Source organism: Flavobacterium sp. (assembly GCF_023151265.1).
GTDB lineage: Bacteria > Bacteroidota > Bacteroidia > Flavobacteriales > Flavobacteriaceae > Flavobacterium.
On record NZ_JAKLJH010000070.1, the window covers coordinates 1 to 13014 of the forward strand.

Here is a 13014-nt window from a genome sequence, read left to right on the forward strand (position 1 = left end):
ATGAGTACAGTATCTTATTACACCGCAGAAGGATTAAAAAAATTAAGAGACGAATTAGATCAACTTAAAAGTATAGAACGCCCAAAAGCGTCACAAGCGATTGCTGAAGCTAGAGATAAAGGAGATTTATCTGAAAATGCAGAGTATGATGCAGCTAAAGAAGCACAAGGTTTATTAGAAATGAGAATTTCTAAAATGGAAGAGTTAGTAGCAAACGCTCGTTTAATTGATGAATCGCAATTAGATTTATCTAAAGTGTTAGTGTTGTCTACTGTTAAAATTAAAAATCAGGCTAATGGTATGGAAATGAAATACACATTAGTGGCTGAAAGTGAAGCGGATTTAAAAACAGGAAAAATTTCGGTGACTTCTCCTATTGGAAAAGGATTGCTAGGAAAATCTGTTGGCGAAGTAGCGGAAATCATCGTTCCAAACGGTGTGTTAAAATTTGATGTTTTAGAAATTACAAGAGACTAATTTTATATAAAATGGCTAGTATCTTTACCAAAATAGTAAACGGAGAAATTCCATGTTATAAAATCGCCGAAGATGAAAATTATCTGGCTTTTTTAGATGTGAATCCTAACGCAAAAGGACATACTTTATGTATTCCAAAGCAAGAGATTAATAAGATCTTTGATATGGAAGAAGAGCATTATTTAGGATTAATGAAGTTTTCTAGAAAAGTAGCAAAGGCTGTTGAAAAATCGGTTGAATGCAAACGTATTGGAGTTGCTGTTGTTGGATTAGAAGTGCCACACGTTCACGTACATTTAATTCCGCTTCAAGATATGGACGATATGCGTTTTCAAAGAAAGACAAGTTTAACACCTGAAGAATTTCAAGATTTAGCTAAGCAAATCGCTTCAAACTTATAAAATTAATCCCGATTCATTCGGGATTTTTTATGCTGTTTTATAACTAATCTGCATTGTAGTTCCTTTTCCAATTTCTGAATGAGCCACTTTAATTTTTCCTTTGTGGTATTCTTGAACAATTCTTTTAGTTAAAGATAATCCTAATCCCCAACCGCGTTTTTTGGTTGTAAATCCAGGTTCAAAAACTTTTGTAAATTGATTTTTTGGGATTCCTTTTCCGGTATCAGTAATAGTAATTTTTACAATATCTTCTAATTCTGATATTCCGATATTCAAACTACCTTTTCCTTTCATTGCATCAATCGCATTTTTGACTAAATTTTCAATAGTCCAACTATGTAATGCCGGATTTATCTCAACTAAAATAGGATGTTGAGGTGCTTCAAAATTAAAGTTTACCTGCTGAGAAACTCTAGTTTGTAAGTAATCAACCGTGTTTTTCGTATCTTCAACAATATCACGTTTTTCTAATACAGGTTCGCTTCCTATTTTCGAAAATCTATCTGTAATGGTTTGTAATCGAGTAATATCTTTTTCAATTTCAATAATAGTGCTTTCTTCAATGTTTTCCATTTTTAAAATTTCCAACCAACCAATTAAAGAAGATAAAGGAGTTCCAATTTGATGTGCTGTTTCCTTTGCCATTCCAGCCCAGAGTTTGTTTTGAGTCGCCATTTTAGTAGCGCGATAAAAATTATAAACCACAGCTCCAAACAAAATAATAATTAGCAATAACGCAACTGGGTAATATTTTAATTTGTTTAGCAAAGGAGAATTTCCATAATAAACCAATTGATAACTTTTTTCTGAAAGTTGCATTTTTATGGGTTGATTATCGTTTTTTATCGAGTTGAAATATTTTTTTAATGCAACAGTATCATTTGTAATTGCTTCATCAATGTTTTCATAATTAATAATAGAATCTTTGCTGTCCGTAACTACCATTGGAATAGAAGTGTTGTTAGTTATGATTTGTAGCGGGAGATCAACATCTGTATGTTCATTTGCATTAGCTAAAGTTTTTTGCGCACTTGCCCAATATTCCATTTTTGAGCGTTCTTCATTTTTAAAAATTTGGAAAAAGTTATAGGTATTCCAAAGTATTAAAATTACAATGAAAAAAGAGGCTAATATGATAAACCATCGCGTAAGATTTCGCTTTTCTGAAAACTGCATGTATTCGTATTTGAAGTAAAAATACTAAAATCCTTTTAAATTCAGGATTGTTTTTTACACAGAATTGTTTTGCTTTATTTCGTGTTTTTATATTTCTCGAAGTTTTGAGATTGCTATTTAATTTGTATCTGCATTTGATTTTTGTCCTTGAAATTGAACTTGTTCTTGTTATCTTTGTAAAAAATAGTTTCAACATGTTAAGCATCGATCCAAAAGAAATAGCGCCAGCAAAATTACAAGGGTATTTACAAAGTGCCGTAGCGCCAAGACCTATCGCGTTTGCTAGTACTATTGATGGTAATGGAAATCCAAATTTATCGCCATTTAGTTTCTTTAATGTATTCAGTTCTAATCCACCGATTTTAATTTTTTCGCCTGCAAGACGTGTGCGCGATAATACAACAAAACACACTTTAATCAACGCTCAAAACACTAAAGAAGTTGTGATTAATGTGGTGAATTACGACATCGTAGAACAAATGTCATTATCGAGTACTGAATATCCAGATGGCGTGAATGAGTTTGAAAAAGCTGGATTTACGATGTTAAAATCTGATAAAGTAAAACCATTCCGTGTTGCTGAAAGTCCGGTGCAATTTGAGTGTAAAATTAATGACGTAATTGCATTAGGAGACCAAGGTGGAGCAGGAAATTTAGTGATTTGTGAAGTTGTAAAAATTCACATTAACGAAGCTATTTTAGATACAAACGGAATGATTGATCAACATAAAATTGATTTAGTTGCCCGAATGGGAGCTAATTGGTACAGTCGTTCTAATGTAGGAATGTTTGAAGTAGAAAAACCCTTGACAACTTTAGGAATTGGTGTAGATATGATTCCAGATTTCATTAAAGAAAGTGGTTATTTTACAGGGAATGATTTAGCAAGATTAGGAAATATAGAAAATATCCCAACCGAAGAAGAAATTGCTATATTTGTAAAAGAAAATTTTGAGGTCAAAGCGGTTTTAAGTGCAGATGATTTAGATACAAAATTTCAAAAAGCAAAAGAGTATGTAGATAATGGAAAAGCAATTGATGCTTGGAAATTGTTATTAGCAAAAAAATAAATTTTAGTATTATGGAAGTTTTAGGAAGAGTAAAATTAATTAATCCTGTACAACAAGTAAGTGCTTCTTTCAAAAAAAGAGAGCTTGTAGTGACTACAGAAGAGCAATATCCTCAACATATTTTGATTGAGTTTGCACAAGATAAAACCGATTTGTTAAACAATTATAATGTTGGAGAACAAGTAAAAGTGTCTATCAATTTAAGAGGAAGAGAGTGGGTAAATCCGCAAGGAGAAACTAAATATTTTAACTCTATCCAAGGCTGGAGAATTGAAAAAGTTCAAGCAGAAGCTCCAGCGGCAGCACCTCAAATGCCACCAATGCCACCAGCGGCAGCTTTTGAACCTGCAACTAACTTTAACGAAGAAGAACACGACGATTTACCTTTTTAATAGATTATAGAAGAAAGAGTCAAGAACAAAGAAACCATTCAGAATAAAGTAAGAATGGTTTTTTCTTTTCTCTATCTTCTTTCCTCTTTTTTCTCAAAAGATGTATTTTTTAACTAAAGAATTATATTTTCCTCCAATAGAAATGGCTTCTCCAGAAGGGATTGTAGCTGTTGGAGGTGATTTGTCTCCCGAGCGATTACTTTTGGCTTATAAATCAGGAATATTTCCATGGTTTGAAGATGATGAACCTATTTTGTGGTGGAGTCCACCAGAGCGAATGGTGTTGTTTTTTGAAGATTTGAAGATTTCAAAAAGCATGCGAAATATCATCAATCAAAGGAAATTTAAAGTTACATTTAATACTGCTTTTAGAGACGTAATTCTGAACTGTAAAAAAATTTCTAGAAAAGACCAGCAAGGCACTTGGATTACCAATAATATGGTAGAAGCCTATTGCAAATTACACGAATTAGGTATCGCAAAAAGTGTAGAAGTTTGGCAAGATGACGAACTAGTTGGTGGATTGTATGGTGTTGATTTAGGTCACGTTTTTTGTGGTGAAAGTATGTTTTCAAAAGTACCAAATGCAAGTAAATTTGCTTTCATTGCTTTAGCAAAACAATTGGAATTAGCCAATTATCATTTGTTAGATTGTCAAGTCTATAATGATCATTTAGCGAGTTTAGGTTGTGTAGAAATTGACAGAGAAGATTTTTTGATGGTGTTAAAGTTTTAAAAATTAATGATGTGTTTTTAACTGGAAATATAGGTGCTTTATTGTTGTTTGTTTTATTTGTTACGACTTTAATAACTTTTGTAATTTTTGTCTTAGTAAATTACTTCGTGAAAAATAAAATTCATTTTTTATGGAAGCTTTTGTATTTTATTATTTTTGAAATTTTAATATTCATTCTAATTATAAATAATGTAGATGTATTTATGAGTTTTTTCTTTTAAAACTTCGTCAACGTTCTTACGTATAATTCTTCTACTTTTTTTCTAGCCCAATCGGTTTTTCTTAAGAATTTTAAACTTGAATTTACAGATGGATTTTCCTTAAAACAGTTTATGTTAATGAGTTCTGCCAAAGTATCAAAACCATAAAAATCAACCAATTGTTCTACAATAGTTTTTAAAGATTTTCCGTGAAGTGGGTCGTTATTCATAATTTTATTTTCTTGTGTGGCAATCTACAACATGATCATTCACCATTCCTGTAGCCTGCATGTGTGCGTACATAACGGTTGAACCTACAAATTTGAATCCGCGTTTTTTCAAATCCTTGCTTAAAGCATCTGAAATTGGAGTTGTGGCTTTTACTTCACTTAAAGTATTAGGTTTATTGTCTATTGGTTTTCCATCAACAAATCCCCAAATGTATGTAGAGAAACTTCCAAATTCTTCCTGTACTTTTATAAAAGCTTGTGCATTGGTAACAGTTGCTTTGATTTTTAATTTGTTTCTGATAATTCCAGCATCTTCTGCTAATTCTGCCATTTTTTCTTCTGAATAATTCGCTATTTTAATCAAATCGAAATTATTAAATGCTTTTCTGAAGTTTTCTCTTTTTGCTAAAACAGTATACCAACTCAATCCCGCTTGAAACGTTTCCAAAATCAAAAATTCGAATATGGTTTCATCGTTATAAACGGGTTTTCCCCATTCGTTATCATGGTAATTTCGGTATAAATCGTCTTTTTCGCACCAAGCGCATCGTTTTTTATTTTCCATCTTTGGCTAAGTATTTTTCTATTAAATAATGACCTAAATAAATTAAAGGAGTAAGTCCAATTGCAATTAACAATTTCACCGCATAACCTGTTAATGCTGAAGCAATGAACATTTTAGTATCAATTTTGCCAGGTAGCCAAAAAGCAATACCTAGAACGATGAAGCTGTCAAAAAGTTGTGAAATTACTGTTGATCCCGTACTTCTTAGCCAAATCATTTTTTTACCTGTTCGATTTTTTACAAAATGGAAAATGGTAACATCAATTAATTGTGACACTAAAAAAGCAGTTATACTTCCAACGATAATCCACATACTTTGTCCAAAAACGGCAGAAAATTGTTCGTCAGTAATTAATCCGTCACCTTTTACCGCTGGAATCTGAAGTCCAATTAGTAGCAGGAAAAAAGTATAAGCAATTAATCCGGCTGTTATAAAGGATAGTTTTTTTACTCCTTTTTCGCCAAAATATTCGTTGATTAAATCGGTAGTGATGAATACAATAGGCCAAGGTAAAATCCCTAAACTCATGACTACATCGCCAATATATATTAGTTTTCCGCCAATTAATTCCGCTACTAAAGCATTGGTGATAAAAATTCCTGCTAAAACAACGTAAATTATATCTTTTCTTCTTTGAAACATAGCAATTGTTTTATCAAAAGTAGGCGAATTATAACATAAAAAAAAACTTCAACCCTAAGATTGAAGTTTTTTATATATTTTAAAATAGGAAATTATCCTAAAGCAACTCTACTAAATCCAGTAACAGTTAAGTTAGCATCTACAGATTTAATATAAGCAGCAACGCTCATAGAACCATCTTTGATGTAATCTTGGTTTACTAAAGTATTGTCTTTGTAGAAACGTTGGATTTTTCCTTTAGAAATGTTATCTAACATTGCTTCTGGTTTACCTTCAGCTCTTAATTGCTCTTTAGCGATTTCGATTTCTTTTTCAATGATTGCAGCATCAACACCAGCTTCGTTTAAAGCGATTGGGTTCATAGCAGCAGCTTGCATTGCAACGTTTTTAGCAGCTTCGTCAGCACCAGCAACGTTAGCAGATAAAGATACTAAAGTAGCAATTTTACCAGCGTGGATGTATGATCCTACGAAAGCACCTTCTAATTTTTCAAAAGCACCGATTTCGATTTTTTCTCCAATAACACCAGTTTGCTCGATTAATTTTTCAGCAACAGTGATTCCGTTGAAATCAGAAGCTAATAATTCTTCTTTAGTAGCGAAGTTTAATGCTTGGTTAGCTAAATCGTTTGCTAATTTTACGAATGCTTCATTTTTACCTACGAAGTCAGTTTCACAGTTTAAAGTGATTGCAACTCCAGCAGTATTATCAGCATTGATAACAGCAACAGCAGCTCCTTCAGTAGATTCTCTATCTGAACGGTTAGCAGCTACTTTTTGACCTTTTTTTCTTAAGTTTTCGATAGCTAAATCGAAATCTCCTTCAGCCTCCACTAATGCTTTCTTGCAATCCATCATTCCAGCACCAGTGATAGTTCTTAATTTATTTACGTCTGCAGCAGTAATATTTGCCATTTTGTATTTTTTTTATTTGTTGTTTATAAAAGTAAAAATTCCAATTACTAAATCCCAAATTCCAATTTTACTAAATTGCTAACGAAAAGTTAGAACAAGTTTGGAATTTGGAATTTAATTCTTGGAATTAATTTATTTATGCTTCAGTTTCAGTAGCAGGAGCTTCAGTAGCTTCTACTTCTTTAGCTGGTAATTCATCTTTTTCAACTTTTCTATCAGAAAGACCTTCTACGATAGCAGAAGAAACTAATGATAAAACTTTTTCAATTGATTTAGAAGCATCGTCATTTGCAGGAATTACGAAATCAATTGGACGTGGATCCGAATTCGTATCTACCATTGCGAACACTGGAATGTTTAATTTTTGAGCTTCTTTAACAGCGATATGCTCAGCTTTTACGTCAACTACGAATAATGCAGCTGGTAATCTAGACATATCTGCAATTGAACCTAAGTTTTTCTCTAACTTAGCTCTTAAACGATCAACTTGTAATCTTTCTTTTTTAGATAAAGTCATGAAAGTACCGTCTTTCTTCATTCTATCAATAGAAGCCATTTTTTTAACAGCTTTACGGATAGTTACGAAGTTTGTTAACATACCACCTGGCCATCTTTCAGTGATGTAAGGCATGTTACAAGCTGCTGCTTTTTCAGCAACGATATCTTTCGCTTGTTTTTTGGTAGCAACGAATAATACTTTTCTACCAGAAGCAGCAATTTTTTTCAAAGCTTCATTAGCTTCTTCAATTTTAGCTGCAGTTTTATATAGGTTAATGATATGAATACCATTACGCTCCATATAAATGTAAGGAGCCATGTTTGGATCCCATTTACGAGTCATGTGTCCGAAATGTACACCTGCTTCTAATAACTCTTTAACGTCAATTTTGTTTGCCATTGTGTAATAGTTTACGTTCCGTGATTAGCAATTTTCAAGTAGTCACTTGCGTTAGTCTTGAAAATTTAGATGCTAAACTAATTCCCTTTTTACAAGGAATATCGACAACTTTGTTTTTAATTCAATTTTAATTGTAAAAATAAATCTGAAAATATATTCTGATAAATATCGAATATTAACGTTTTGAGAATTGGAATCTCTTACGTGCTTTTTTCTGACCGAATTTTTTACGTTCAACCATTCTAGGATCTCTTGTTAATAATCCTTCTGGTTTAAGGATAGCTCTGTTTTCAGCCTCAACTTCACACATTGCTCTAGCAATAGCCATTCTTACAGCTTCTGCTTGTCCTGTTGAACCACCACCATATACGTTTACTTTAACGTCAAAGTTTGATACATTTTCTGTCATAGACATTGGTTGTAAAACTTTGTACTGTAAAGTTGCAGTTGGGAAGTAGTTAGTGAATTCTCTTTTGTTTACAGTGATTTTTCCTGTTCCTTCTGAAACATAAACACGTGCAACAGCGCATTTTCTTCTACCGATTTTGTGAATAACTCCCATTACTTAAGATCGTTTAGGTTAACGGTTTTAGGTGATTGAGCCGCATGTTTGTGCTCAGACCCTACATATACATTTAAATTGCGGAATAATTCAGCACCTAATTTGTTTTTAGGTAACATTCCTTTGATAGCTTTTTCTACTAATAATGCAGGATTTTTTTGTTGCATTACTCTAGCAGTTAAACTTCTTTGACCTCCTGGGTAACCTGTGTGTCTGATGTACGTTTTGTCATCTAACTTGTTACCAGTAAGGTTGATTTTTTCTGCGTTGATAACAATTACGTTATCTCCACAATCAACGTGCGGTGTATAACTTGGTTTGTATTTACCTCTTAAAAGCATCGCTACTTTTGTAGATAAACGACCTAAGTTATGCCCTTCAGCGTCCACAACAATCCACTGCTTGTCTGCAGTTGCTTTGTTGGCTGATACTGTTTTGTAGCTTAATGTGTTCACAATAATTAATTTAAATTAAACATTCCATTCCCAATAAAGGGAGTGCAAAAGTACAATTAATTATTAGAATTGCAAACCCCTTTTTGAAAATATTATTTTTTCTAATCTGTTAGTCATCATTCGCTTAACTAAAATTCATTTAAAGTTGTTTTTTTAAATTACAGAAATACACTATTTTTACCTCTTAACTTTTTATATATGAAAGCAAAAGCAACTCTAAAACAAATAGCTCTCGAATTTGGTGTATCAATTTCTACCGTATCTAAAGCATTAAGCGATAGCCCAGAAATTAGTGAAGCTACTAAGATTAAAATTCAAGAGTATGCTGCTTTAAAGAATTACAAACCAAATAGTATTGCCAAGAACCTAAAAAATCAACGTACAAATACTATTGGTGTAATTATACCTAATATATTGAATCCTTTTTTTGCGAAAGTTTTTAGTGGAATTGAAAAAATTGCTTTGGAGAAAGGATATAATGTGATTACTGGGATTTCAAATGAATCTTTCAACAAAGAACAACAAGTAATGGACATGCTGAACAATGGAACTATTGATGGTTTTATTGTTGCTATTGCTGAAGAAACGCAATCTTTAAAAGAGTACAAACATTTTAAAGATATTATAAACAGTGGAACACCTATTGTTATGTTTGATAGAGTAGCCGATGGTATCAATTGCGATAAAGTAGTTGTAGATGATTTTGATTCGGCTTACGATGCTACGACTCATTTAATAAAATTAGGAAGTAAAAAAATAGCTTTGCTTTCGACTGTAAATAATTTGAGTGTTGGGAAATTACGATTTGAAGGTTATAAAAAAGCTCTCACAGATGCTAACATGTCAATTGACGAAGGTTTGATTGTTCTTGAAACTGCTATTGAAGATTTTGATGTAAAACTACAAACCTTAATTTCTTCAAAAAAAATGGATGCGATTTTTGCTTTAGACGAACACAGTTCCACTATGACTATGCGAATGGCTCTCAAACAAGGAATCAAAATACCACAAGAATTAAATATTATTGGTTTTGCTGATGGTGTTTGGTCAAGACGATTAACACCGAGTTTATCAACGGTGAGCCAACACGCACCAGAAATTGGAGCTAAAGCAGCTGAATTATTAATCCATAAATTGAATTCTAAAGACGAGTTTTACCAACCGCAAACCGTGGTTATTAAAACGGAGTTGCGTCAGAGAGAATCTACAAGAAGGTTATAGTTGTTTCGATTTATCATCCTTCCAAGTAATGTAACCCAAAATCGCATTGAACATATAAAACACATATTTTGCAGTGTTGGCAATGTTCATCAGCATTACATTTTGTACAATTTTGAATAAATTATACACTTGCCAATTGATCCAATTGTCAGGATACATTCTTCCTATATTAAAGGTGCCGCCAAAACTAATTCCAGCTGGAATAGCTATGGCGAAGAATAATTTCCAATCAATCGCTTTGTCTGAAAATGTTGTGAAAGCAATATAATTCAATGCTAACGAAAGTAGTAAACCAATTGCCATATTTCGGAAAAAGATACCGTCAATAGCATTCAAATATTGTTTCTTTTTCCAAATTCGGAACGCAAAATAGTTTCCAAAAAACGAAACAGGATACGTTAAAATTGCACCAATATTCCCCAAAAGATAGTCAATACTTCCACTTAACAAGGTGTTACAAGTGCTGATTAAATTTCCAATGTTGTTTTTCTTAGTGACCAATCGAGTCGCCATCATGGATAAGCACGTGTTTAGAATTGAAAAGTAACCCAAGTAAAACGAGTAATTTTTTCCGTCAAAACTAAAATCGTAAGTGGTTTTGTAATATTCTAAATACACCGAAACGCCCACCACTAAAATTACTCCTATAATATCGAGATATTTGCTATTGGTAATACTTTTGATGGTAGCGATAGTGTTTTGCATCTTTATTCTTTCGTAAAGTTAAACTTCATTCCACCTTGAATTAGCACAAATGACTTATCACCAAAAACCATTTCAATTCCTGCAGCTGCAAAGACAAAAGTTGTTTCTTCTTTAAATGTCAAAGGGAAAGCGCCTTGTCCTGTTGCTTGTGCTGATAATTCGCCATTCTTTTCAGAAACGGTAATTTTTAAAGGAATGTCTTTTGAAGCATAAGTTCCTGTGAATTTTGCTAATTCTGCTTTATCCATTTTCATGAATTGTGGAAACGGAAACGGCATTTTATAATAAATACTCAAAATTCCAATGATAATATCGTTTTGTACAAAATTATCTCCATTTGAAATCAAAGAAAAACTCAATTTTTCGGTTGGATAATAACCTAACATCGAACTGAAATTTTCAATTCTTCCACCATGACCGTAAAAACGTCTTTCGCCAAATGGAAACTGAATTAAGGCTTTTCCATAACCTTCTTTAATTTCTTTCATTTGGTCTAAAGAAGTTGGGCTAACTAATTTTCCTTCAAAAAGGGCATGGATAAACTTCGTTAAATCAGCTGGAGTTGAAGTGATTCCACCTGAAGCAAATGCAATCGAATTATTATTTTCTAACGATTTTACCCAATTTGTTCCGTCAAAATAATAGGAATAACTTTCTTTGTTTGCCGTATTTGTTGCTTCTTCTTTGTAATAGGTAGTTGGAACGAAAACTTTATTGGTAACCGCACCTTTAGCAGTCATTTCGGTTTTACTTTCGTACGTTCCTAGTTCGGCTTTTTTAACGATTCGATTTTGTAAATTTTCGGCGTAGGATTTTTTAGTCAACTTTTCGATAATACATCCTAGAATGAAAAAGTTTGAATTGCTATATTCGTATTTACTTCCAGGTTCAAAATTAGATTTATAAGTGGAAATTACTTTTAAAATATCTTCTTTTGAGTGTTTTTTATCTAACACTTTATGAAAAGTAGAATCTTGGTTTATGTAATCAACAATTCCAGTTCTATGATGTAATAAATCGTAAATCGAAATCTTTTCAGCATTCGGTATTTTCGGGTAAAAACGATTCAATTTGGTTTGTAAAGTCAATTTTTTCTCTTCGATTAATTGCATTACCATTACGGCGGTGAAAGTTTTAGAAATCGAACCTATTTTATAACGTGTTAAACGATCAGCTTTGCTATTTTTTTCTACATCGGCAAACCCATACGCTTTATTGAAAACCACATTTTCACCTTCACGAATGGTTAACGAACCCATGAATTTGTTGTTTTCATGTAAATAGTTTAACAAACTATCTATTCGGGTGAACTTATCTTGTGCAAAAGTGAAACTCGAAAAAGTAAAAACAAAAAGAAGTAATTTTTTCATGGCATTTCTATTTTTCTAATTAGTAGTTAGGATTTTATTTTGTTACTGATTTTTGATTTTATTATCAAATTCAATCTGATATTTATTATTTAATTTGTTGATTTCTTTTTCCAATTCTTTTAATGATAGTTTTTTTTCTTTAAAATTTGGTTTTTCCACATTAGAATTTTCTTTCTTTTTTTGAATATTGTAGGCAATTATTTCGCTTTTATCAGAACTGATTTTTAAAATTAAGCCAGGTAATCCTGAATGATTAAATGGGCCGTCTGAAATTGGTATTTCTTCAGTGTAATATGCTGTTTTTGTTGATCCATATTTGTTTGTTATTGCCTTTTTACATTTATAATCAAGGATTTCTTCTGTTCCTTTTATTAGTTTCCATTCCCAATTGATTAAAGAATCTTTTACAATAACTTTGTTTTCTAGTTTTCTTTCAAATTCTAAAGTCTTAGAATTAAAGTCTTTGAAGATTAAACTTTCCTTTGATGAATAATCAAAAGGTTTTGATTTTTCTTCTTTCAAAACATGTTTTTTTTCAAAAATTTCATACAATTCAATTTCATTTATTGTGTCATTTTCCATTGAAATTTCTACTATTTTATCATTCTTGAAAACAGAATTATTATTACTATTAATTAAAGTGTAAGAATAGTGATTTTGAGCATAGTTTGGTTTGATTTCTCTAGGAATATGTGCTACAATTTGATCCGATTTAAAAATTTGATTGTTATAATATTTAACTTCTACAGTTTGTGTAAAAACAACAAAAGGAGTGAGGAGCAACAAAGAGAGTATTTTCATGATGTTTATTTTTAAAGGTTTAAAAATATATTTTCAAATATTAATTTGTCAGAAAAATTAGTTAAAATTTATTGTCTGTCTTTGTTTTTTTAAATTCCAAATAAGAATACACAATTGGAACAATTGTAATAACGGCTACAATTCCCATAAAAGTATAGAATTGAATTTTATTTGGTAATACAAATGTCAATGCCATTA

The 13014-nt window shown here is 31.7% G+C and carries 17 protein-coding genes; 6 read left to right on the top strand and 11 right to left on the bottom strand.

The features are described 5' to 3' along the window. Both greA and L6Q46_RS07930 read left to right on the top strand, forming a co-directional pair. Window positions 1–477 carry a transcription elongation factor GreA gene (gene greA / locus L6Q46_RS07925; RefSeq protein WP_111566205.1) on the top strand — a complete coding sequence of 159 codons (477 nt, stop codon included), beginning with the start codon at window positions 1–3 and terminating at the stop codon, window positions 475–477. Between the two features lie 11 nt (window positions 478–488). After that, the gene (locus L6Q46_RS07930; protein WP_291283854.1) at window positions 489–878 is read left to right on the top strand and encodes an HIT family protein; all 390 of its coding nucleotides are present in this window, start codon (window positions 489–491) and stop codon (window positions 876–878) included. A gap of 27 nt (window positions 879–905) precedes the next feature. Here the strand turns inward: L6Q46_RS07930 and L6Q46_RS07935 are convergent, their stop codons facing one another. Continuing rightward, window positions 906–2054, bottom strand: coding sequence for a HAMP domain-containing sensor histidine kinase (locus L6Q46_RS07935; protein WP_291283855.1), 1149 nt, complete (start codon window positions 2052–2054; stop codon window positions 906–908). Window positions 2055–2248: 194 nt separating this feature from the next. Here L6Q46_RS07935 and L6Q46_RS07940 point away from each other — a divergent pair, with 194 nt between their 5' ends. The 3 genes from L6Q46_RS07940 to aat all read left to right on the top strand — a co-directional run bounded on the left by L6Q46_RS07940 (window position 2249) and on the right by aat (window position 4252). After that, window positions 2249–3124 carry a flavin reductase family protein gene (locus tag L6Q46_RS07940; RefSeq protein ID WP_291283856.1) on the top strand — a complete coding sequence of 292 codons (876 nt, stop codon included), beginning with the start codon at window positions 2249–2251 and terminating at the stop codon, window positions 3122–3124. 11 nt (window positions 3125–3135) lie between these two features. Continuing rightward, entirely contained in the window at window positions 3136–3516 is a 381-nt protein-coding gene (locus L6Q46_RS07945) for a DUF3127 domain-containing protein (protein ID WP_026724391.1), read from the top strand. Window positions 3517–3616: 100 nt separating this feature from the next. Next, complete coding sequence (gene aat / locus L6Q46_RS07950) at window positions 3617–4252, top strand: leucyl/phenylalanyl-tRNA--protein transferase (RefSeq protein WP_291283857.1); 636 nt, start codon at window positions 3617–3619, stop codon at window positions 4250–4252. A gap of 217 nt (window positions 4253–4469) precedes the next feature. On the opposite strand, the gene L6Q46_RS07955 is transcribed toward aat, so the two are convergent. From L6Q46_RS07955 to rplM, 7 genes are all read right to left on the bottom strand, one after another. Continuing rightward, window positions 4470–4682, bottom strand: a complete 213-nt coding sequence (locus tag L6Q46_RS07955; RefSeq protein ID WP_291283858.1) for a VF530 family protein — start codon at window positions 4680–4682, stop codon at window positions 4470–4472. A 4-nt stretch (window positions 4683–4686) separates the two neighbouring features. Beyond that, entirely contained in the window at window positions 4687–5247 is a 561-nt protein-coding gene (locus tag L6Q46_RS07960) for a DNA-3-methyladenine glycosylase I (protein WP_291283859.1), read from the bottom strand. Further along, entirely contained in the window at window positions 5237–5890 is a 654-nt protein-coding gene (locus L6Q46_RS07965; protein ID WP_291283860.1) for a queuosine precursor transporter, read from the bottom strand. Before L6Q46_RS07965 ends, L6Q46_RS07960 begins: the two co-directional genes overlap by 11 nt. Before the next feature lie 92 nt (window positions 5891–5982). Continuing rightward, entirely contained in the window at window positions 5983–6804 is an 822-nt protein-coding gene (tsf, locus tag L6Q46_RS07970; protein ID WP_111566197.1) for a translation elongation factor Ts, read from the bottom strand. A 136-nt stretch (window positions 6805–6940) separates the two neighbouring features. Beyond that, window positions 6941–7702, bottom strand: a complete 762-nt coding sequence (gene rpsB / locus L6Q46_RS07975) for a 30S ribosomal protein S2 (protein WP_111566196.1) — start codon at window positions 7700–7702, stop codon at window positions 6941–6943. A 175-nt stretch (window positions 7703–7877) separates the two neighbouring features. Further along, window positions 7878–8264: a 30S ribosomal protein S9 gene (gene rpsI, locus L6Q46_RS07980; protein WP_111566195.1), complete on the bottom strand. Its 387-nt coding sequence runs from the start codon at window positions 8262–8264 to the stop codon at window positions 7878–7880. Beyond that, a complete protein-coding gene (gene rplM / locus L6Q46_RS07985; protein WP_026724384.1) occupies window positions 8264–8719 on the bottom strand; it encodes a 50S ribosomal protein L13 in 456 nt (151 codons plus the stop codon). Before rplM ends, rpsI begins: the two co-directional genes overlap by 1 nt. 198 nt (window positions 8720–8917) lie before the next feature. On the opposite strand from rplM, the gene L6Q46_RS07990 reads away from it, so the two are divergent. Then, entirely contained in the window at window positions 8918–9940 is a 1023-nt protein-coding gene (locus tag L6Q46_RS07990; RefSeq protein WP_291283861.1) for a LacI family DNA-binding transcriptional regulator, read from the top strand. Here L6Q46_RS07990 and L6Q46_RS07995 read toward each other — a convergent pair. From L6Q46_RS07995 to L6Q46_RS08005, 3 genes are read right to left on the bottom strand one after another with little or no spacing between them, the layout of a single operon-like run. Then, entirely contained in the window at window positions 9935–10645 is a 711-nt protein-coding gene (locus tag L6Q46_RS07995; RefSeq protein ID WP_291283862.1) for a nicotinamide mononucleotide transporter family protein, read from the bottom strand. The genes L6Q46_RS07990 and L6Q46_RS07995 overlap by 6 nt on opposite strands. A gap of 2 nt (window positions 10646–10647) precedes the next feature. After that, entirely contained in the window at window positions 10648–12015 is a 1368-nt protein-coding gene (locus L6Q46_RS08000; protein WP_291283863.1) for a serine hydrolase domain-containing protein, read from the bottom strand. A 42-nt stretch (window positions 12016–12057) separates the two neighbouring features. Next, window positions 12058–12816, bottom strand: coding sequence for a GLPGLI family protein (locus tag L6Q46_RS08005; RefSeq protein ID WP_291283864.1), 759 nt, complete (start codon window positions 12814–12816; stop codon window positions 12058–12060). Window positions 12817–13014 lie beyond the last annotated feature (198 nt).

What these genes read in the sequence shown, in the direction of transcription:
- rpsB (WP_111566196.1), bottom strand. Translation starts at nt 7,702, where the DNA reads ATGGCAAACAAAATTGACGTTAAAGAGTTATTAGAAGCAGGTGTACAT.
- L6Q46_RS07995 (WP_291283862.1), bottom strand. Translation starts at nt 10,645, where the DNA reads ATGCAAAACACTATCGCTACCATCAAAAGTATTACCAATAGCAAATAT.
- L6Q46_RS07930 (WP_291283854.1), top strand. Translation starts at nt 489, where the DNA reads ATGGCTAGTATCTTTACCAAAATAGTAAACGGAGAAATTCCATGTTAT.
- L6Q46_RS08000 (WP_291283863.1), bottom strand. Translation starts at nt 12,015, where the DNA reads ATGAAAAAATTACTTCTTTTTGTTTTTACTTTTTCGAGTTTCACTTTT.
- L6Q46_RS07945 (WP_026724391.1), top strand. Translation starts at nt 3,136, where the DNA reads ATGGAAGTTTTAGGAAGAGTAAAATTAATTAATCCTGTACAACAAGTA.
- greA (WP_111566205.1), top strand. Translation starts at nt 1, where the DNA reads ATGAGTACAGTATCTTATTACACCGCAGAAGGATTAAAAAAATTAAGA.
- rpsI (WP_111566195.1), bottom strand. Translation starts at nt 8,264, where the DNA reads ATGGGAGTTATTCACAAAATCGGTAGAAGAAAATGCGCTGTTGCACGT.
- tsf (WP_111566197.1), bottom strand. Translation starts at nt 6,804, where the DNA reads ATGGCAAATATTACTGCTGCAGACGTAAATAAATTAAGAACTATCACT.
- L6Q46_RS07935 (WP_291283855.1), bottom strand. Translation starts at nt 2,054, where the DNA reads ATGCAGTTTTCAGAAAAGCGAAATCTTACGCGATGGTTTATCATATTA.
- L6Q46_RS07955 (WP_291283858.1), bottom strand. Translation starts at nt 4,682, where the DNA reads ATGAATAACGACCCACTTCACGGAAAATCTTTAAAAACTATTGTAGAA.
- L6Q46_RS08005 (WP_291283864.1), bottom strand. Translation starts at nt 12,816, where the DNA reads ATGAAAATACTCTCTTTGTTGCTCCTCACTCCTTTTGTTGTTTTTACA.
- L6Q46_RS07960 (WP_291283859.1), bottom strand. Translation starts at nt 5,247, where the DNA reads ATGGAAAATAAAAAACGATGCGCTTGGTGCGAAAAAGACGATTTATAC.
- L6Q46_RS07965 (WP_291283860.1), bottom strand. Translation starts at nt 5,890, where the DNA reads ATGTTTCAAAGAAGAAAAGATATAATTTACGTTGTTTTAGCAGGAATT.
- L6Q46_RS07990 (WP_291283861.1), top strand. Translation starts at nt 8,918, where the DNA reads ATGAAAGCAAAAGCAACTCTAAAACAAATAGCTCTCGAATTTGGTGTA.
- aat (WP_291283857.1), top strand. Translation starts at nt 3,617, where the DNA reads ATGTATTTTTTAACTAAAGAATTATATTTTCCTCCAATAGAAATGGCT.
- L6Q46_RS07940 (WP_291283856.1), top strand. Translation starts at nt 2,249, where the DNA reads ATGTTAAGCATCGATCCAAAAGAAATAGCGCCAGCAAAATTACAAGGG.